At 63.3% G+C, this 19,038-nt stretch carries 13 protein-coding genes; 12 read left to right on the top strand and 1 reads right to left on the bottom strand.

All coding sequences use genetic code 11. The features are described 5' to 3' along the window. Window positions 1–23 precede the first annotated feature (23 nt). Window positions 24–2,429, top strand: a complete 2,406-nt coding sequence (locus JFY56_RS03335; protein ID WP_208312042.1) for a TonB-dependent receptor — start codon at window positions 24–26, stop codon at window positions 2,427–2,429. Between the two features lie 189 nt (window positions 2,430–2,618). Continuing rightward, entirely contained in the window at window positions 2,619–4,241 is a 1,623-nt protein-coding gene (locus JFY56_RS03330; RefSeq protein WP_208312041.1) for a methyl-accepting chemotaxis protein, read from the top strand. A 122-nt stretch (window positions 4,242–4,363) separates the two neighbouring features. Here JFY56_RS03330 and gltA read toward each other — a convergent pair whose 3' ends face one another. Further along, window positions 4,364–5,650, bottom strand: a complete 1,287-nt coding sequence (gene gltA, locus JFY56_RS03325) for a citrate synthase (protein ID WP_208312040.1) — start codon at window positions 5,648–5,650, stop codon at window positions 4,364–4,366. Window positions 5,651–6,017: 367 nt separating this feature from the next. Here gltA and sdhC point away from each other — a divergent pair, with 367 nt between their 5' ends. The 10 genes from sdhC to brnQ all read left to right on the top strand — a co-directional run bounded on the left by sdhC (window position 6,018) and on the right by brnQ (window position 18,996). Continuing rightward, window positions 6,018–6,392, top strand: a complete 375-nt coding sequence (gene sdhC, locus JFY56_RS03320) for a succinate dehydrogenase, cytochrome b556 subunit (RefSeq protein ID WP_208312039.1) — start codon at window positions 6,018–6,020, stop codon at window positions 6,390–6,392. After that, on the top strand, window positions 6,386–6,754 hold the full coding sequence (gene sdhD, locus JFY56_RS03315; RefSeq protein WP_208312504.1) for a succinate dehydrogenase, hydrophobic membrane anchor protein: 369 nt from the start codon (window positions 6,386–6,388) through the stop codon (window positions 6,752–6,754). The genes sdhC and sdhD overlap by 7 nt, the downstream gene beginning before the upstream one ends. A gap of 3 nt (window positions 6,755–6,757) precedes the next feature. Next, window positions 6,758–8,530 (top strand): succinate dehydrogenase flavoprotein subunit, encoded by a 1,773-nt coding sequence (gene sdhA / locus JFY56_RS03310; RefSeq protein WP_208312038.1) that lies wholly within the window; start codon window positions 6,758–6,760, stop codon window positions 8,528–8,530. 11 nt (window positions 8,531–8,541) lie between these two features. Next, the gene (locus JFY56_RS03305) at window positions 8,542–9,249 is read left to right on the top strand and encodes a succinate dehydrogenase iron-sulfur subunit (protein WP_208312037.1); all 708 of its coding nucleotides are present in this window, start codon (window positions 8,542–8,544) and stop codon (window positions 9,247–9,249) included. Between the two features lie 267 nt (window positions 9,250–9,516). Continuing rightward, complete coding sequence (locus JFY56_RS03300) at window positions 9,517–12,348, top strand: 2-oxoglutarate dehydrogenase E1 component (RefSeq protein WP_208312036.1); 2,832 nt, start codon at window positions 9,517–9,519, stop codon at window positions 12,346–12,348. Window positions 12,349–12,391: 43 nt separating this feature from the next. Beyond that, on the top strand, window positions 12,392–13,606 hold the full coding sequence (gene odhB / locus JFY56_RS03295) for a 2-oxoglutarate dehydrogenase complex dihydrolipoyllysine-residue succinyltransferase (RefSeq protein WP_208312035.1): 1,215 nt from the start codon (window positions 12,392–12,394) through the stop codon (window positions 13,604–13,606). 87 nt (window positions 13,607–13,693) lie between these two features. Next, on the top strand, window positions 13,694–15,130 hold the full coding sequence (gene lpdA, locus JFY56_RS03290) for a dihydrolipoyl dehydrogenase (RefSeq protein WP_208312034.1): 1,437 nt from the start codon (window positions 13,694–13,696) through the stop codon (window positions 15,128–15,130). Between the two features lie 159 nt (window positions 15,131–15,289). After that, window positions 15,290–16,456: an ADP-forming succinate--CoA ligase subunit beta gene (sucC, locus tag JFY56_RS03285; protein WP_208312033.1), complete on the top strand. Its 1,167-nt coding sequence runs from the start codon at window positions 15,290–15,292 to the stop codon at window positions 16,454–16,456. After that, on the top strand, window positions 16,456–17,337 hold the full coding sequence (gene sucD / locus JFY56_RS03280) for a succinate--CoA ligase subunit alpha (protein WP_208312032.1): 882 nt from the start codon (window positions 16,456–16,458) through the stop codon (window positions 17,335–17,337). Before sucC ends, sucD begins: the two co-directional genes overlap by 1 nt. A 345-nt stretch (window positions 17,338–17,682) precedes the next feature. Next, window positions 17,683–18,996 carry a branched-chain amino acid transport system II carrier protein gene (brnQ, locus tag JFY56_RS03275; RefSeq protein ID WP_208312031.1) on the top strand — a complete coding sequence of 438 codons (1,314 nt, stop codon included), beginning with the start codon at window positions 17,683–17,685 and terminating at the stop codon, window positions 18,994–18,996. The last annotated feature ends 42 nt before the right edge of the window (window positions 18,997–19,038 follow it).

The raw sequence follows: 19,038 nt of genomic DNA, 5'->3' as shown, positions 1-19,038 counted from the left end.
ACGCCAGCCCGGCGATCCTGCAGATGCGCGCGAGCGTCCTGAGCCTGGCTGTCGGCAGCGCCCTGGCGGGGATCGTCGGCGCTGCGCTGATTGGCAGTGGGGCGGTGCAGGCGGCGGAAGCGGTCGTCGGCGAGAAGAAACGCTACGCCATTCCCGCGGGAAAGCTGAGCGATGTGCTGGCGCATTTCGCCGCATCGGCCGGCGTGCCGCTTTCGTTCGACCCGCGGCCGTTGTCCGCCATTCACAGCGACGGGCTTCAGGGCAGCTTCAGTGTCGAGGAAGGTTTCGCCCGCCTGCTCGCCGGCAGCGGCTATGAGCTGGTGGACAAGGGCGACGGCGCCTGGTCGCTGCAGAGATTGCCCGGAACCGCCGACACGCTGGCGCTGCCGGCCTCGACGGTGACCGCCAGCCCCCGCCTGTCCGGCGAACCGATGCCGGCCTATGCTGGCGGGCAGGTCGCCACCGGAGGCCAGGTGGGTATCCTCGGCAATCGCGACATCATGGATACGCCGTTCAACCAGACCAACTACACGGCGGAGCTGATGGAGAACCAGCAGGCGCGCCACATCGCCGCTGTGCTGAACAACGACCCGACTGCCCATGCGAACGGCGCCACTTCGACCGGTGCGGACGATTTCAGCATCCGCGGTTTCTATGTCAGCAACACCGACCTGCTGTTTGGCGGCATGCCCGGCGTCGCTCCGACGTTCTTCAACTCGATGATGGCCGAGTCCATCGAGCGGGTGGAGGTGCTCAAGGGGCCCAATGCCCTCCTTAACGGTTCGGCACCCAACGGCAGCGTCGGCGGGACGATCAACCTGGTGCCCAAGCGTGCCGGCGCGCAGCCGCTGACGCAGTTCACACCCAGCTATGCGTCCGATTCCCAGGTCGGCGGGCATCTCGACATCGGCAGGCGCTTCGGCGCGGAGCAGGAGTTCGGCGTGCGCTTCAACGGCGTCTACCGCGATGGCGATACGGCCACCGACCATCAGTCGCGCGAGTCGCAACTGCTGGCTCTCGGGCTCGACTACAGCGGCGAGAGCCTGCGCCTGTCTTCCGATCTCGGCTACCAGAAGCAGGACCTTGAAGGCATCACCGACTTCACCAGTCTGGCCGCCGGGGTGCCGGTTCCCGACGCGCCCGACGCCGGCGACAACTACGATGGTCCCTACGACTTCAGCAAGCCCGAGGTGTACTACGGCACCGTGCGCGGCGAGTTTGACTTCAACGAACATCTCACCGGCTACGCCGCGGCGGGCGGCAGCGAGCGCAACACGCAATATATGCTGAACCTTCGCACCATCGTCGACGCCGAGGGCAACCTGGCGCCGGGCAATGGACGCATGTCGGCCGACAAGATGTATTCGCGGGCGCAGGAAGCAGGCCTCCGGGGGCGCTTCGAGACCGGGCCGGTGAGCCATCAGGCGGTACTGGCCTACAGCGGGCTGGACCGGGACTGGCGGCGCATCAATGTCAATCTGCCTGGCGCAGTTCCCGCGTCCAACATCTATCGCCCGGTGTTCGGTCCGAAGCCGGACTTTTCCCTGGTGCCGGATCTGAACGACGCACAGACGATGCAGGATCTGAAGCTTTCCAGCGTGGCTCTGGTCGATACGCTGTCGGTATTCGAGGAGCGGGTACAACTCACCCTCGGCGCGCGCCAGCAGAAAATCGATTCGACCGGCTTCGGCGTCAGCTACGACGAGAAAGAGGTAACGCCCATGGCCGGGCTGGTGATCAGGCCATGGCAGGAGGTTTCCTTCTATGCCAACTACATCGAGGGGCTGGAGCAAGGCCCCACCGCGCCGGATACCGCGGCGAACGCGGGAGAGGTGTTCGCGCCTTCGGTGACGGAGCAGTACGAAGTCGGCACCAAGCTGGAGCTCGATGGCTTCGGCGCGACCCTGTCGCTGTACCAGATCACCCAGCCGAGCGCCTTCACCGACCCGGCCAGCAACATCTTCAAGGTCAATGGTGAGCAGCGGCACCGCGGTATGGATCTGAATGTCTATGGCGAGGTCATGGAGGGTGTACGCCTGCTGGGTGGTGCGGCCTATATAGACTCCGAACTGACCAGGACCGAAGGCGGGATCAACGAGGGCAACCGGGGTGCCGCGGTGCCGGAGTGGCGCCTGATCCTCGGGGCGGAGTGGGACACCCCGTTCATGCCCGGTCTGACCTTGAGTGCCCGTGCGACGCGCAACGAATCGATGTATCTCGACCAGGCCAATACCCAGGACATTCCCGCCTGGACGCGCCTGGACATCGGCGCCCGCTACCGCTTCGAGCGCGGCGAGGGCAAGGCGGTGACCCTGCGCGCCAACCTGGACAATGCGCTGGACGACAACTATTGGGACGCCAACTCCTTCGGCCAACTCACCCTCAACGACCCGCGAACCCTGTCGCTGTCCGCTACCTTCGACCTCTGATACGGCGCAGCCGTGGTCCCGCCGGTAGCAGTGCCGGCGGGACTCTGCCTTACCACTAAGGGCGTATAGCCGGAAACGCAGTCAGGCCGCCTAATACACCCGACAACAACAGTCAGGTTTTCCGGCGGGCTTATCTCTTTCGTAGTAAATGGAGTGCCGCACGGCTGGCGCTCGAAGAGGTAATCCCCCATGGGTTCCGCGCGTTCGCGTATTTTCCCTGTCCTTTCCCTGCAGACCGCCGGGTTTGCATTGCTGTTCATCGCCCAGGGCATGGGCGGCTGGCCGCTCTCGCTGTGCCTGCTGCTGGCGCTTGCGCTGCTCTGGCTGCCCTGGTGCATTGCCGGTCGCCGCGCCACGCCGCGCATGTCCCGGGACTTGCCGGATATTGCCGAGCTGACCCGCGACCTGTCGCAGGGCATCAGCCACAACGCGCTTTCCGCCGCGGGCGTTTCCTATTCGGTGCAACAGCTGGTGGATCGCCTGGAATCGCAGTTGCTGGCGGCGGAGCAGATCGTCGGCAGCGCCGAGGTGATGATCCACACCGAGCGGGCCACTTCCAACCTGGCGCGGCAGGCCATGGAGTCCGCGACCCAGGCGCGCGTCGGCAGCGACGCCGGCCGCAGCGAGCTGCAGGCGGCCATCGCCCGCATGCACCAGCTCAGCGCCCGGGCCAGCGCCAGTCGCGAGCTGATCGAGGCGCTCAACCAGCGCAGTGAGGAAATCCAGCGCGTCGCCCACGTCATCCAGTCGATCGCCAACCAGACCAACCTGCTGGCGCTCAACGCGGCCATCGAGGCGGCGCGGGCTGGCGAGCATGGGCGCGGGTTCGCCGTGGTGGCGGAAGAGGTGCGCGGCCTGGCCGGACGCACGGCGGATGCCACCGAAGAGGTCGGCAAGATGGTCGAGGACATCCAGCAGCGGACCGGCGAGGTGGTCGAGCAGATCCGCCAGTTGGCCGGCGACCTCGACGAAGGTGTCGGCCAGGTGGAGCGGACCGGCCAGCAACTGGAGCTGATCGCCGGACTGGCTTCGGGGGTGGAAAAGCAGATCACCGAGATTGCCGAGGGCGCGGAGATCAACCGTCATCAACTGGACAGCCTGTTCGCCGCGGTGGAGCAGATGCGCGGCGACCTGCGTGTCAGTGACGAGCAGACCCATCGCCTGGCCGAGGCCGCCGTACAGCTGGAGGCGCAGACCGAGGAGATCAGCGAACGGCTCGCCGAGGTGGCGCTGGATGACTATCACCAGCGCGTCTACGACCTCGCCCGTGAGGGCGCGCATGCCATCGCTGCGCGCTTCGCGGCGGATATAGAGGCCGGCCGGATTTCCGCCAATGACTTGTTCGACCGCGACTATCAGGCACTGCCGGGGACCGATCCGCAGAAATACGCCACGCGCTTCGATCGTTACACCGACGAGGTACTGCCGCGTATCCAGGAGGATCTGCTGCAGCGGCACGAAGGGCTGATCTACGCCATCGCCTGCACCCCGGAAGGCTACGTGCCGACGCACAACGCGGCGTTCAACCAGTCGCCGATTGGCGATCCGCGCGTGGATCGCCTGAAGAGCCGCAGCAAGCGCCTGTTCAACGATCGTGCCGGCCTGCGTTGTGGCAGCCACCAGCAGCCGCTGCTGTTGCAGACCTATTGCCGGGATACCGGCGAACTGATGCACGACCTGTCGGTGCCGATCTTCGTCGCCGGTCGCCAGTGGGGCGGGTTGCGCCTGGGTTATCGGCCGGAAATGCTGCCGCAGAGCGTGGCGCGGGCAGGGCGTGAGGTGCGGGCTTCCGCGCTGATCGCCGGAAGGTAAGGGCTGGTTGGCCGGGCGACCTGGCCATCGCCTGGGGTAGGGGAAGGCTGATGCTTTCCCTGCTTTGCGGGAAGAAATGAAAAAGGCTGCCGAGGCAGCCTTTTTCGTTCCTGGCGGAACGCTTACTTGCGGTCGCTCAGGCCGACGAAGTTGCGTTCCTGGTGGCCAGTGTACAGCTGGCGCGGACGACCGATCTTGTACGGGCTGGAGAGCATTTCCTGCCAGTGCGAGATCCAGCCGACGGTGCGCGCCAGGGCGAAGATCACGGTGAACATGCTGGTCGGGATGCCGATGGCCTTCAGGATGATGCCCGAGTAGAAGTCCACGTTCGGGTACAGGTTGCGCTCCTTGAAGTACGGATCCTGGCGAGCCAGTTCTTCCAGCTTCATGGCCAGTTCCAGCTGCGGGTCGTTGATGCCCAGCTCGCTCAGAACCTCGTCGCAGGTCTGCTTCATGACCTTGGCGCGCGGGTCGAAGTTCTTGTACACGCGGTGGCCGAAGCCCATCAGCTTGAACGGATCGTTCTTGTCCTTGGCCTTGGCCACGAACTTGTCGATGTTCGAGACGTCGCCGATTTCATCCAGCATGCGCAGAACGGCTTCGTTCGCGCCACCGTGGGCCGGGCCCCAGAGGGCGGCGATGCCGGCGGCGATACAGGCGAACGGGTTGGCGCCCGAGGAGCCGGCCAGGCGAACGGTGGAGGTGGAGGCGTTCTGCTCGTGGTCGGCGTGGAGGATGAAGATGCGGTCCATCGCCTTGCCCAGAATCGGGCTGATCGGCTTGGTCTCGCAAGGCGTGTTGAACATCATGTGCAGGAAGTTTTCCGCGTAGGTCAGGTCGTTGCGCGGATACATCATCGGCTGGCCCATGGAGTACTTGTAAACCATGGCGGCGATGGTCGGCATCTTGGCGATCAGGCGCATCGCGGAGATTTCGCGGTGGCGCGGATCGTTGATGTCCAGGGAGTCGTGATAGAAGGCCGAAAGCGCACCGACCACGCCGCACATCACGGCCATCGGGTGGGCATCGCGGCGGAAGCCGTTGAAGAAGCTCTTCAACTGCTCGTGAACCATGGTGTGGTTCTTGATGGTGCTGACGAACTGCTCTTTCTGCGCAGCGTTGGGCAGTTCGCCCTTCAGCAGCAGGTAGCAGGTTTCCAGGTAGTCGGATTTCTCGGCCAGCTGCTCGATCGGGTAGCCGCGATGCAGCAGCACGCCCTTGTCGCCATCGATGAAGGTGATCTGCGACTCGCAAGAGGCGGTCGACATGAAGCCAGGATCAAAGGTGTAGCTGCCCGTGGCGGTAAGGCCTCGTACATCTACGACATCGGGCCCCATGGTGCCGGTGAGGATAGGCAGTTCGACGGGGGCTGCGCCCTCGATGATCAACTGCGCTTTTTTGTCAGCCATGATGGCCTCCTATTTATGCTTGAAATCATCAGTACTACCCCCCACGCAGGGCCCGCACCACTATAGAGAGATAAATTCGAAAGTCAATTTGCCAGATGGCGTTCCAGAGCCACTCTCAAGCCATTGTTTTTGGCGAAAAAAGCGACTTTTTACGCTTTTGAAGGGGGTGCGGCAATACGTCCTTAGGAGTAGGCGTTTCCGTTGTCATTAGGAGCCTAACTGTCTATACTCCGCGACCAGCCGCCTAGGGCCCCCAGGGCCTTGCTCCACGGGGCGGTTGTCACTCCCAAAAGGTGATGGGTACCTGACAAGTGCACCTCCCGACAACTAGCCCTGCTCCTTGGGGCTCTCAGTGTGAAAAAAAGCCGTGAATAGCAAACGACCAGTAAACCTAGACCTTAGGACCATAAAACTCCCTGTCACTGCTTACACGTCCATTCTGCATCGTATCTCCGGCGTCATTCTGTTCCTGGGTATTGCCGTGCTGCTGTTCGCGCTCGACAGGTCCCTGGCTTCGGAAGAGGGCTTCGAGCAGGTGAAGGCGTGTCTGACCAGTCCGCTGGCCAAGCTGGTGATCTGGGGCCTGCTGTCTGCGCTGCTGTACCACCTGGTAGCCGGTATTCGCCACCTCGTCATGGACGCTGGTATCGGTGAAACCCTGGAAGGTGGCAAGCGCGGTTCCAAAATCGTCATCGCCGTATCGGTGGTGCTGATCGTTCTGGCGGGGGTATGGGTATGGTAACTAACGTCACAAACTTCTCGCGTTCGGGCCTCTATGACTGGATGGCTCAGCGCGTTTCCGCGGTCGTTCTTGCGGCTTATGTATTGTTCCTGCTGGGCTACCTCGTCGCTCACCCGAACCTCTCCTATGCGGAGTGGCATGGTCTGTTCTCCAACAGCCTGATGCGCATCTTCAGCCTGCTGACTCTGGTTTCCCTGAGCGTGCACGCGTGGGTCGGTATGTGGACCATCACCACCGACTACCTGACTCCGATGGCGCTGGGCCGGTCCGCGACCGTCGTGCGTTTCCTCGTCCAGGCAGCTTGCGGCATGGCGATGTTCGCACTGTTCGTCTGGGGTGTGCAGATTCTCTGGGGTAACTGATCCATGGCTAGCATTCGTACTCTTTCTTTCGACGCCATCATCGTTGGCGGCGGCGGCGCCGGCATGCGTGCCGCACTGCAACTGGCACAGGGCGGCCACAAGACCGCCGTGGTCACCAAGGTGTTCCCGACCCGTTCGCACACCGTATCCGCCCAGGGCGGCATCACCTGCGCCATCGCTTCGGCCGACCCGAACGATGACTGGCGCTGGCACATGTACGATACCGTCAAGGGTTCCGACTACATCGGTGACCAGGACGCTATCGAATATATGTGCTCCGTAGGTCCGGAAGCCGTGTTCGAACTCGAGCACATGGGCCTGCCGTTCTCCCGTACCGAGCAGGGCCGCATCTACCAGCGTCCGTTCGGTGGCCAGTCCAAGGACTTCGGCAAGGGTGGCCAGGCTGCCCGTACCTGCGCTGCGGCCGACCGTACCGGTCACGCCCTGCTGCACACCCTCTATCAGGCCAACCTGAAGAGCGGCACTTCCTTCCTTAATGAGTGGTACGCGGTCGATCTGGTGAAGAACCAGGACGGCGCCATTGTCGGCATCATCGCCATCTGCATCGAGACCGGCGAAACCGTCTACATCCGCTCCAAGGCCGTGGTCCTGGCCACTGGCGGTGCCGGCCGTATCTATGCCTCCACCACCAACGCCCTGATCAACACCGGCGACGGCGTGGGCATGGCCCTGCGTGCCGGCGTACCGGTGCAGGACATCGAGATGTGGCAGTTCCACCCGACCGGCATCGCCGGCGCCGGTGTACTGGTCACCGAAGGTTGCCGCGGTGAAGGCGGCTACCTGATCAACGCCCATGGCGAGCGTTTCATGGAGCGTTACGCTCCGAACGCCAAGGACCTGGCCGGCCGCGACGTGGTCGCCCGCTCCATGGTCAAGGAAGTCATCGCCGGCAACGGCGTGGGCCCGGACAAGGACCACGTGCTGCTGAAGCTCGACCACCTCGGCGAGGAAGTCCTGCACAGCCGCCTGCCCGGCATCTGCGAGCTGTCCAAGACCTTCGCCCACGTCGACCCGGTCGTGGCTCCGATCCCGGTTATCCCGACCTGCCACTACATGATGGGCGGCGTTGCCACCAACATTCATGGCCAGGCCATCACCCAGGACGCCAACGGCAACGACACCATCATCGAAGGCCTGTTCGCCGTGGGCGAAGTGGCTTGCGTGTCGGTACACGGCGCCAACCGCCTGGGCGGCAACTCGCTGCTCGACCTGGTGGTGTTCGGCCGTGCGGCCGGTCTGCACTTGGAAAAAGCGCTCAAGGAAGGCATCGAAGTTCGCGGTGCGTCCGAGAGCGACCTGGAAGCCTCCTTCAAGCGCCTGAACGGCGTGAACGAGCGCACCTCCGGCGAAGACGTGGCTCCGCTGCGTAAAGAGCTGCAACAGTGCATGCAGAACTACTTCGGTGTATTCCGTACCGGCGAATACATGCAGAAGGGTATTGCCCAACTGGCCGAGCTCCGTCAGCGCATCGCCAACGTCAAGATCGCCGACAAGAGCCAGGCATTCAACACCGCGCGCATCGAAGCGCTGGAACTGCAAAACCTCCTCGAGGTGGCCGAAGCCACCGCTATTGCGGCCGAAGTCCGCAAAGAGTCCCGCGGCGCCCATGCCCGCGAAGACTTCGAGGAGCGCGATGACGAGAACTGGCTGTGCCACACCCTGTACTTCCCGGGTGAGAAGCGCGTTGCCAAGCGTGCCGTCAATTTCGCGCCGAAGACCGTTCCGGCATTCGAACCCAAGGTTCGGACTTACTAAGGGTGCCCGCCATGTTGAATGTAAGTGTTTATCGCTATAACCCTGATGTGGACGAAGCTCCGTTCATGCAGGACTTCCAGGTCGATACCGGCGGCAAGGACATCATGGTCCTCGACGTGCTGGCACTGATCAAGGAACAGGACGAAGGCTTCTCCTACCGTCGCTCCTGCCGTGAGGGCGTTTGCGGCTCCGACGGCATGAACATCAACGGCAAGAACGGCCTGGCCTGCATCACTCCGCTGTCCGCTGCCGGCCTGAAGGGCGGCAAGCTGGTGATCCGCCCGCTGCCGGGCCTGCCGGTGATCCGTGACCTGGTCGTGGACATGAGCATCTTCTACAAGCAGTACGAGAAGGTGAAACCGTTCCTGCAGAACGATACTCCGGCCCCGGCCATCGAGCGTCTGCAGTCCCCGGAAGAGCGCGAAAAGCTGGACGGTCTGTACGAGTGCATCCTGTGCGCCTGCTGCTCGACCTCCTGCCCGTCGTTCTGGTGGAACCCCGACAAGTTCCTCGGTCCCGCTGCGCTGCTGCAGGCCTATCGCTTCCTGGCCGACAGTCGCGACAACAAGACCGAAGAGCGTCTGGCCGCGCTGGACGATCCGTTCAGCGTGTTCCGTTGCCGCGGGATCATGAACTGCGTGAACGTCTGCCCGAAGGGTCTGAACCCGACGAAGGCAATCGGTCACGTGCGCAGCATGCTGCTGCATAGCGGTACCTGATTCGTTCGCTTGCGAACGAAGCAAGTAGTTGTAAGAGCAAGACCTGCACCGCCGGATCAGTTCCGGCGGTGCAGCAACTAACGAACCACAGCCCACAAAGCGGTGGTTCTGATTTTGAAAATTATATAGATGACCAGCAGGGGCATCCGGGCTGGTACCCGGACTATCTGCGGGATCCCTAGCGGTTCAGCGAAACTCCTGGAAATGGATTTCGCGGCCGGTCGGTTTCACGCCAGGTGGTGTCCCCTTACCCGAGGGTGACCAAGCATGCACGAAAGCGTAATGCAGCGGATGTGGAACAGTGCCCATCTATCCGGTGGCAACGCTGCCTACGTCGAAGAGCTCTACGAGCTCTACCTGCACGACCCCAACGCTGTGCCCGAAGAGTGGCGCACGTACTTCCAGAAACTCCCCACCGACGGTAACCCCACCCCTGACGTATCGCATTCCTCCGTACGTGATCATTTCGTCCTGCTGGCCAAGAACCAGCGCCGCGCCCAGCCGGTTTCCGCTGGCAGCGTAAGCACCGAGCATGAGAAGAAACAGGTAGAAGTCCTGCGCCTGATCCTGGCCTACCGTCTGCGTGGTCACCAGGCTTCCAAACTCGATCCGCTGGGCCTCTGGAAGCGCACTCCGCCTGCCGATCTGTCGGTCGAACACTACGGTCTGACCGCAGCCGACCTCGACACCACCTTCCGTACCGGTGAGCTGTACATCGGCAAGGAAGAGGCGACCCTGCGCGAAATCGTCGACTGCCTGAAAAGCACCTACTGCGGCGGCATCGGCGCAGAGTTCATGCACATCGTCGATTCCGAACAGCGCCACTGGTTCGCCCAGCGCCTGGAAAGCGTGCGTGGCCGTCCGGACTTCTCCGCCGAAGCGCGCGCGCACCTGCTCGAGCGCCTGACCGCGGCCGAGGGCCTGGAGAAGTACCTGGGCACCAAGTACCCGGGCACCAAGCGCTTCGGCCTGGAGGGTGGCGAGAGCCTGATCCCGATGGTCGACGAGATCATCCAGCGCTCCGGTTCCTACGGCGCCAAGGAAATCGTCATCGGCATGGCCCACCGCGGCCGCCTGAACGTGCTGGTCAACACCCTCGGCAAGAACCCGCGCGACCTGTTCGACGAGTTCGAAGGCAAGAAGATCGTCGAGCTGGGTTCCGGTGACGTGAAGTACCACCAGGGCTTCTCGTCCAACGTCATGACCACCGGCGGCGAAGTCCACCTCGCGCTGGCGTTCAACCCGTCCCACCTGGAAATCGTTTCCCCGGTGGTGGAAGGCTCCGTGCGCGCCCGCCAGGACCGTCGCAATGACGGCAATGGCGACAAGGTCGTGCCGATTTCCATCCATGGCGATGCCGCGTTCGCGGGGCAGGGCGTGGTCATGGAAACCTTCCAGATGTCGCAGACCCGTGCCTACAAGACGGGCGGCACCATCCACATCGTGATCAACAACCAGGTCGGCTTCACCACCAACCGCCAGGAAGATGCGCGCTCCACCGAGTACTGCACCGACGTGGCGAAGATGATCCAGGCGCCGATCTTCCACGTGAACGGCGACGATCCGGAAGCCGTGCTGTTCGTTACCCAGCTGGCCGTCGACTACCGCATGCAGTTCAAGCGCGATGTGGTCATCGACCTGGTCTGCTACCGCCGTCGCGGCCACAACGAGGCCGACGAACCGAGTGGCACCCAGCCGCTGATGTACCAGCAGATCGCCAAGCAGCGCACCACCCGTGAGCTGTACGCTGACGCCCTGGTTGGCGCGGGCGTGTTGAGCAAGGAGCAGATCCAGGCCAAGGTCGACGACTACCGTGATGCGTTGGACAACGGCCTGCACGTGGTCAAGAGCCTGGTCAAGGAACCGAACAAGGAGCTGTTCGTCGACTGGCGTCCGTATCTGGGCCATGCCTGGACCGCGCGTCACGATACCCGCTTCGACCTGAAGACCCTGCAGGAACTGTCCAGCAAGCTGCTGGAAGTGCCGGAAGGCTTCGTGGTTCAGCGCCAGGTCACCAAGATCTACGAAGACCGCCAGAAGATGACCGCCGGTGGCCTGCCGATCAACTGGGGCTTCGCCGAGAACCTGGCGTACGCGACCCTGCTGTTCGAAGGTCACCCGGTGCGCATGACCGGCCAGGATGTCGGCCGTGGCACCTTCTCGCACCGTCATGCCGTGCTGCACAGCCAGAAGGATGGTTCGGTCTACGCACCGTTGGCCAACCTGTACGAAGGCCAGCCGCGCATGACCATCAACGACTCGCTGCTCTCGGAAGAGGCGGTACTGGCCTTCGAATACGGCTATGCCACCACCATGCCGAACGCGCTGGTCGTCTGGGAAGCCCAGTTCGGCGACTTCGCCAACGGCGCACAAGTGGTGATCGACCAGTTCATCACCAGCGGCGAGATCAAGTGGCAGCGCCTCTGCGGCCTGACCATGCTGCTGCCGCACGGCTACGAAGGGCAGGGCCCGGAGCACTCCTCCGCGCGTCTGGAACGCTACCTGCAACTCTGCGCCGAGCAGAACATCCAGGTCTGCGTGCCGACTACCCCGGCACAGGTCTACCACATGCTCCGTCGCCAGGTGATCCGCCCGCTGCGCAAGCCGCTGGTGGTGATGACGCCGAAGTCGCTGCTGCGCCACAAACTGGCCATCTCGACCCTGGAAGAACTGGCCAACGGTTCGTTCCATAGCGTGATCGGGGAAATCGACAGCCTGGATCCGAAAAAGGTCGACCGTCTGGTCCTGTGCAGCGGCAAGGTGTACTACGACCTGCTGGAGAAGCGCCGCGCCGAAGGCCGCGACGATATCGCCATCGTCCGCATCGAGCAGCTCTATCCGTTCCCGGAAGATGATCTGGCCGAGGTCCTGTCGCAGTACAAGAACCTCAAGCACGTCGTCTGGTGCCAGGAAGAACCGATGAACCAGGGCGCCTGGTACTGCAGCCAGCACCACATGCGCCGTGTCATCAGCGCACACAAGAAAGGCCTCAACCTTGAGTATGCGGGCCGCGAAGGTTCGGCAGCACCGGCATGTGGCTATGCCTCGATGCACGCCGAGCAGCAGGAAAAGCTGCTGCAGGACGCCTTTACTGTTTAACGCCCAGGCGCATTGAAACCGAATTTTTAAGGAAATACTCAGAATGGCTATCGAAATCAAAGCCCCAACCTTCCCGGAATCGGTTGCTGACGGCACCGTCGCTACCTGGCACAAGAAGCCGGGCGATGCTGTACAGCGCGACGAGCTGATCGTCGACATCGAGACCGACAAGGTGGTGATCGAAGTTCTGGCCGAAGCCGACGGCGTCCTCGCTCAAATCATCAAGAACGAGGGCGACACCGTACTCAGCAACGAACTGCTGGGCCTGCTGGGCGAAGGCGGTGCCGCCGTGGCCGCACCGGCTGCAGCTGCTCCGGCCGCCCAGGCTGCCGCACCGGCCGCTGCCAGCGAGGACGCCATCCTCTCGCCGGCTGCACGCAAGATCGCCGAAGAGAACGCCATCGACCCGAACAGCATCGCCGGTACCGGCAAGGGCGGTCGCGTAACCAAGGAAGACGTGGTTGCCGCCGTCGAGGCCAAGAAAGCCGCTCCGGCCGCCCCGGTCGCCAAGCCGGCTGCTCCGGCCGCCGAAGCACCGATCTTCGCTGCCGGCGATCGCGTCGAGAAGCGCGTGCCGATGACCCGCCTGCGCGCCAAGGTCGCCGAGCGCCTGGTCGAAGCCCAGTCCGCCATGGCCATGCTGACCACCTTCAATGAGGTCAACATGAAGCCGGTCATGGACCTGCGCAACAAGTACAAGGACCTCTTCGAGAAGAAGCACAACGGCGTCCGCCTGGGCTTCATGTCCTTCTTCGTCAAGGCCGCCACCGAGGCGCTGAAGCGCTTCCCGGGCGTGAACGCCTCGATCGATGGCAACGACATCGTCTACCACGGCTACCAGGACATCGGCGTTGCCGTTTCCAGCGACCGTGGCCTGGTGGTGCCGGTACTGCGCAATGCCGAGTTCATGAGCCTGGCGGAAGTCGAAGGCACCATCGCCAACTTCGGCAAGAAGGCCCGTGACGGCAAGCTGACCATCGAAGACATGACCGGCGGTACTTTCACCATTTCCAACGGTGGCGTATTCGGTTCCCTGCTGTCGACTCCGATCGTCAACCCGCCGCAAACCGCGATCCTGGGCATGCACAAGATCCAGGAGCGCCCGATGGCGGTCGACGGCCAGGTGGTGATCCTGCCGATGATGTACCTGGCCCTGTCCTACGACCACCGCCTGATCGACGGCAAGGAAGCGGTGAGCTTCCTGGTTGCCATCAAGGACCTGCTGGAAGATCCGGCTCGTCTGCTGCTGGACGTCTGATACGTCGTACTACCCGACCCGACGGCCCCGTAATACTCGACGGCCCCCACAAGGGGCCGTTCGCCTCACCGGAATTAAGGATTGAATATGAGCCAGAAATTCGACGTGGTTGTGATTGGCGCTGGCCCCGGCGGTTACGTTACCGCCATCCGTGCCGCCCAACTCGGCCTGAAGACCGCCTGCATCGAGAAGTACATCGGCAAGGACGGTAAAGTCGCTCTCGGCGGCACCTGCCTGAACGTAGGCTGCATCCCGTCCAAGGCGCTGCTGGACAGCTCCTACAAGTACCACGAAGCCAAGGAAGCCTTTAAGGTCCACGGCATCGAGGTGAAGGGCGTCTCCATGGACGTGCCGGCGATGGTCGAGCGCAAGGCCAACATCGTCAAGAACCTGACTGGCGGCATCGCTACCCTGTTCAAGGCCAACGGCGTCACCGCCTTCGAAGGCCACGGCAAGGTGCTGGCCAACAAGCAGGTCGAAGTGACCGGTCTGGACGGCAAGGTGCAGGTCCTGGAAGCCGAGAACGTGATCATCGCTTCCGGCTCCAAGCCGGTCGAAATCCCGCCGGCCCCGGTCGACCAGGACGTGATCGTCGACTCCACCGGCGCCCTGGAATTCCAGAGCGTACCGAAGAAGCTGGGCGTCATCGGCGCCGGCGTCATCGGCCTGGAGCTGGGTTCGGTATGGGCCCGCCTGGGCGCTGAAGTGACCGTTCTGGAAGCCCTGGACAAGTTCCTCCCGGCTGCCGACGAGCAGATCGCCAAGGAAGCCATGAAGGTCCTGACCAAGCAGGGCCTGAAGATTCGCCTGGGCGCCCGCGTGACCGGCACCGAGGTGAAGAAGAAGCAGGTAACCGTCAGCTTCACCGACGCCAACGGCGAGCAGAAGGAAGTCTTCGACAAGCTGATCGTTGCGGTAGGCCGTCGTCCGGTGACCACCGATCTGCTGGCCGCCGACAGCGGCGTGACCCTCGACGAGCGCGGCTTCATCTTCGTCGACGACTACTGCCGGACCAGCGTTCCGGGCGTCTACGCCATTGGTGACGTGGTCCGCGGCGCAATGCTGGCGCACAAGGCCTCGGAAGAGGGCGTGATGGTCGCCGAGCGTATCGCCGGCCACAAGGCGCAGATGAACTACGACCTGATTCCGTCGGTGATCTACACCCACCCGGAAATCGCATGGGTCGGCAAGACCGAGCAGTCCCTGAAGGCTGAAGGCGTCGAAGTCAACGTCGGCACCTTCCCGTTCGCCGCCAGCGGCCGTGCCATGGCAGCCAACGACACCACCGGCCTGGTCAAGGTCATCGCCGATGCCAAGACCGACCGCGTACTGGGCGTCCACGTGATCGGCCCGAGCGCCGCCGAGCTGGTGCAGCAGGGCGCGATCGGCATGGAATTCGGCACCAGTGCCGAAGACCTGGGCATGATGGTCTTCTCCCACCCGACTCTGTCCGAAGCGCTGCACGAAGCGGCCCTGGCAGTGAATGGCCACGCCATCCACATCGCCAACCGCAAGAAGCGCTAAGACGACAGGACCACGGCGGGGGAGGTCGGCAGCCATTCGCGAGGGACTGCCGACCGACCCCGCCGGACCGTTTCCCTCCGGGGATCTGGTCACAGGTGGCGCGGTGCCTTGCGCGCTGCGCCGAATGCGCAATACCCAAGACGAAAACGGTAGACAAGCATGAATCTCCACGAGTATCAGGGTAAGCAGCTGTTCGCTGAGTACGGCCTGCCCGTATCCAAGGGCTTTGCCGTCGACACACCCGAAGAGGCCGCAGAAGCCTGTGAAAAAATCGGTGGCAGCGAGTGGGTCGTGAAGGCCCAGGTGCACGCCGGTGGCCGCGGTAAAGCGGGCGGTGTGAAGCTGGTCAAGAGCAAAGAGGACGCCAAGGCGTTCGCCGCCAATTGGCTGGGCAAGCGTCTGGTGACCTACCAGACAGACGCCAACGGCCAGCCGGTCAGCAAGATCCTGGTGGAATCCTGCACTGATATCGACAAGGAGCTGTACCTCGGCGCCGTAGTCGATCGTTCCAGCCGCCGTATCGTGTTCATGGCTTCCACCGAAGGTGGCGTGGACATCGAGAAAGTCGCTCACGAGACTCCTGAGAAGATCCTCAAGGCCACCATCGACCCGCTGGTCGGCGCTCAGCCGTACCAGGGCCGCGAGCTGGCCTTCCAGCTGGGCCTGCAAGGCGACCAGATCAAGCAGTTCACCCACATCTTCGTTGGCCTGGCCAAGCTGTTCCAGGACTACGACCTGGCACTGCTGGAAGTGAACCCGCTGGTGATCAAGAAAGACGGCAACCTGCACTGCCTGGACGCCAAGATCAACATCGACTCCAACGCCATGTACCGTCAGCCCAAGCTGCGTGCCATGCACGACCCGTCCCAGGACGACGCTCGTGAAGCCCATGCGCAGAAGTGGGAGCTGAACTACGTTGCGCTGGACGGCAACATCGGCTGCATGGTGAACGGCGCCGGTCTGGCGATGGGCACCATGGACATCGTCAACCTGCACGGCGGCAAGCCGGCGAACTTCCTCGACGTTGGCGGCGGCGCGACCAAAGAGCGCGTGACCGAAGCGTTCAAGATCATCCTCTCCGATGACAACGTGAAGGCCGTTCTGGTGAACATCTTCGGCGGCATCGTGCGCTGCGACATGATCGCCGAAGGCATCATCGGTGCAGTGAAGGAAGTTGGCGTGAAGGTTCCGGTCGTGGTTCGCCTGGAAGGCAACAACGCCGATCTCGGCGCCAAGGTTCTGGCCGAAAGCGGTCTGAACATCATCGCTGCGAACGGTCTGACCGACGCCGCCCAGCAAGTCGTCAAGGCCGCGGAGGGTAAGTAATGAGCGTCCTGATCAACAAAGACACCAAAGTCATCTGCCAGGGCTTCACCGGCTCGCAGGGTACCTTCCACTCCGAGCAAGCCATCGCCTACGGCACCAAGATGGTCGGCGGCGTGACCCCCGGCAAGGGCGGCACCACCCACCTGGGCCTGCCGGTGTTCAACACCGTCAAGGAAGCCGTGGAAGCCACTGGCGCCGACGCGTCGGTGATCTACGTTCCGGCTCCGTTCTGCAAGGACTCGATCCTGGAAGCTGCCTTCGGCGGCATCAAGCTGATCGTCTGCATCACCGAAGGCATCCCGACCATCGACATGCTGGAAGCCAAGGTCAAGTGCGACGAGCTGGGCGTACGCCTGATCGGCCCGAACTGCCCGGGCGTGATCACTCCCGGCGAGTGCAAGATCGGCATCATGCCGGGTCACATCCACCTGCCGGGCAAGGTAGGCATCGTGTCGCGTTCCGGCACCCTGACCTATGAAGCCGTGAAGCAGACCACCGACGCCGGCTTCGGCCAGTCCACCTGCGTGGGCATCGGTGGCGACCCGATCCCGGGCTCCAACTTCATCGACATCCTGAAGCTGTTCCAGGAAGATCCGAAGACCGAAGCGATCGTCATGATCGGTGAGATCGGCGGTTCCGCTGAAGAAGAAGCTGCTGCCTACATCAAGGCCAACGTCACCAAGCCGGTGGTTTCCTACATCGCTGGTGTGACTGCCCCGCCGGGCAAGCGCATGGGCCATGCTGGCGCCATCATCTCCGGTGGCAAGGGCACTGCGGACGAGAAGTTCGCCGCCCTGCAGGACGCCGGTGTGAAAACCGTGCGTTCCCTGGCTGACATCGGCAAGGCCCTGGCCGAGCTGACTGGCTGGGAAGTCAAGTAAGCGTCTCGCTTACCGACCGTGCATCGCACAGAGGCCACCCGCGGGTGGCCTCTGTCGTTACCAAACCCCCGCAATAACTGTCGTCGATGCGACAGCCTCGAACATCCCGGAGACAGCCTGACTTGTGTCACTGCCGTCCGGATCGGCAAATCGTTAGGCTAGCAACTACTTGGACCTCTCGCCCCACAAGGGTGACGTCCGGCGTGCCGTTCGTCCTACCCGGGCGAGCGTATTTCCTGACCCGTCACGGATGGCGGGACTCCGAGAATGCAGGAGCGTACCTGGCCACGAGCCATTAGGAAGACCTCTGCTAACCCCCGTTTCAGCACTGTGGTATTTCCCTTCATGAACGTCTTGAAAGGCCAGGATATCCTGGCGCTTGGTTTTATGACTTTTGCCCTGTTCGTCGGGGCAGGCAACATCATCTTCCCGCCCATCGTCGGCCTGCAGTCCGGTCCACACGTATGGATGGCGGCCCTGGGCTTCCTGATCACCGCCGTCGGCCTGCCGGTGATCACCGTGGTCGCCCTGGCCAAGGTCGGCGGGGCGATGGACACCCTCAGCCATCCCATTGGCCGAGTTGCCGGCGGATTGCTCGCGGCCGTCTGCTACCTGTCGGTCGGCCCGCTGTTCGCCACCCCGCGCACCGCCACCGTTTCCTTCGAAGTAGGGCTGGCGCCGCTGACCGGGGACGGCCCCTTGCCGCTGTTCATCTACAGCCTGGTCTACTTCCTGGTCGTGCTGGTGATCTCGCTGTATCCCGGCCGCCTGCTGGATACCGTCGGCCGCTTCCTCGCGCCGCTGAAGATCGTCGCTCTGGCCGCACTGGGCATCGCTGCCTTCATGCTGCCGGCCGGCACTATCGGCACCGCCGAACCGGCCTACCAGAACGCGGCGTTCTCCCAGGGCTTCATCAATGGCTACCTGACCATGGATACCCTGGGGGCGCTGGTATTCGGCATCGTCATCGTCAATGCGATCCGTTCCCGTGGCGTGCAGTCGCCGCGCCTGATCACCCGCTACGCTGTCATCGCCGGCCTGATCGCCGGGGTAGGGCTGGCGCTGGTGTATATCAGCCTGTTCCGTCTTGGCGCGGGCAGCCATGACATCGCGGCCGGCGCTGCAAATGGCGCGGCGGTGTTGCATGCCTACGTGCAGCACACCTTCGGTTCGCTGGGCAGCGGCTTCCTCGCCGTGCTGATCGCCCTGGCCTGCCTGGTCACCGCCGTTGGCCTGACCTGCGCCTGCGCCGAGTACTTCTGCCGCATCGTGCCGCTGTCCTATCGCAGCCTGGTGATCATCCTCGCTGGCTTCTCGCTGCAGGTTTCCAACCTCGGCCTGACCAAGCTGATCGCCTTCTCGGTGCCGGTGCTGACCGCCATCTACCCGCCGTGCATCGTTCTCGTCGCGCTGAGCTTCTGCGCCGGCCTGTGGCACTCGCAGGCCCGCATCGTCGCGCCGGTAATGGCGGTTTCCCTGCTGTTCGGCGTCATCGATGCGCTGAAGGGTGCCGGTCTGGATGCCTGGATGCCGTCCTGGATGACTCACCTGCCCCTGACTGAACAGGGCCTGGCCTGGCTGATCCCGTCGGTCATCGCACTGGCGCTGATGGTGGGGGTCGATCGTCTGCTGGGCAAACCGGCCGAAGCGATGGCCTGATCCCGGCAGTCAAAAAGAGGTCGCCTTCCAGACTGTGTGAAA

This window comes from Pseudomonas schmalbachii (genome assembly GCF_017589465.1).
Taxonomy (GTDB): Bacteria; Pseudomonadota; Gammaproteobacteria; order Pseudomonadales; family Pseudomonadaceae; genus Pseudomonas; species Pseudomonas schmalbachii.
Note: the sequence above shows the minus strand (reverse complement) of the source record. Positions and strands in the feature narration are given on the sequence as shown.

Coding starts and splice junctions, on each gene's coding strand:
- odhB (WP_208312035.1), top strand. CDS start 12,392: ATGGCTATCGAAATCAAAGCCCCAACCTTCCCGGAATCGGTTGCTGAC.
- JFY56_RS03300 (WP_208312036.1), top strand. CDS start 9,517: ATGCACGAAAGCGTAATGCAGCGGATGTGGAACAGTGCCCATCTATCC.
- gltA (WP_208312040.1), bottom strand. CDS start 5,650: ATGGCTGACAAAAAAGCGCAGTTGATCATCGAGGGCGCAGCCCCCGTC.
- JFY56_RS03305 (WP_208312037.1), top strand. CDS start 8,542: ATGTTGAATGTAAGTGTTTATCGCTATAACCCTGATGTGGACGAAGCT.
- JFY56_RS03335 (WP_208312042.1), top strand. CDS start 24: ATGCGCGCGAGCGTCCTGAGCCTGGCTGTCGGCAGCGCCCTGGCGGGG.
- lpdA (WP_208312034.1), top strand. CDS start 13,694: ATGAGCCAGAAATTCGACGTGGTTGTGATTGGCGCTGGCCCCGGCGGT.
- sdhA (WP_208312038.1), top strand. CDS start 6,758: ATGGCTAGCATTCGTACTCTTTCTTTCGACGCCATCATCGTTGGCGGC.
- sdhD (WP_208312504.1), top strand. CDS start 6,386: ATGGTAACTAACGTCACAAACTTCTCGCGTTCGGGCCTCTATGACTGG.
- sucD (WP_208312032.1), top strand. CDS start 16,456: ATGAGCGTCCTGATCAACAAAGACACCAAAGTCATCTGCCAGGGCTTC.
- JFY56_RS03330 (WP_208312041.1), top strand. CDS start 2,619: ATGGGTTCCGCGCGTTCGCGTATTTTCCCTGTCCTTTCCCTGCAGACC.
- brnQ (WP_208312031.1), top strand. CDS start 17,683: ATGAACGTCTTGAAAGGCCAGGATATCCTGGCGCTTGGTTTTATGACT.
- sucC (WP_208312033.1), top strand. CDS start 15,290: ATGAATCTCCACGAGTATCAGGGTAAGCAGCTGTTCGCTGAGTACGGC.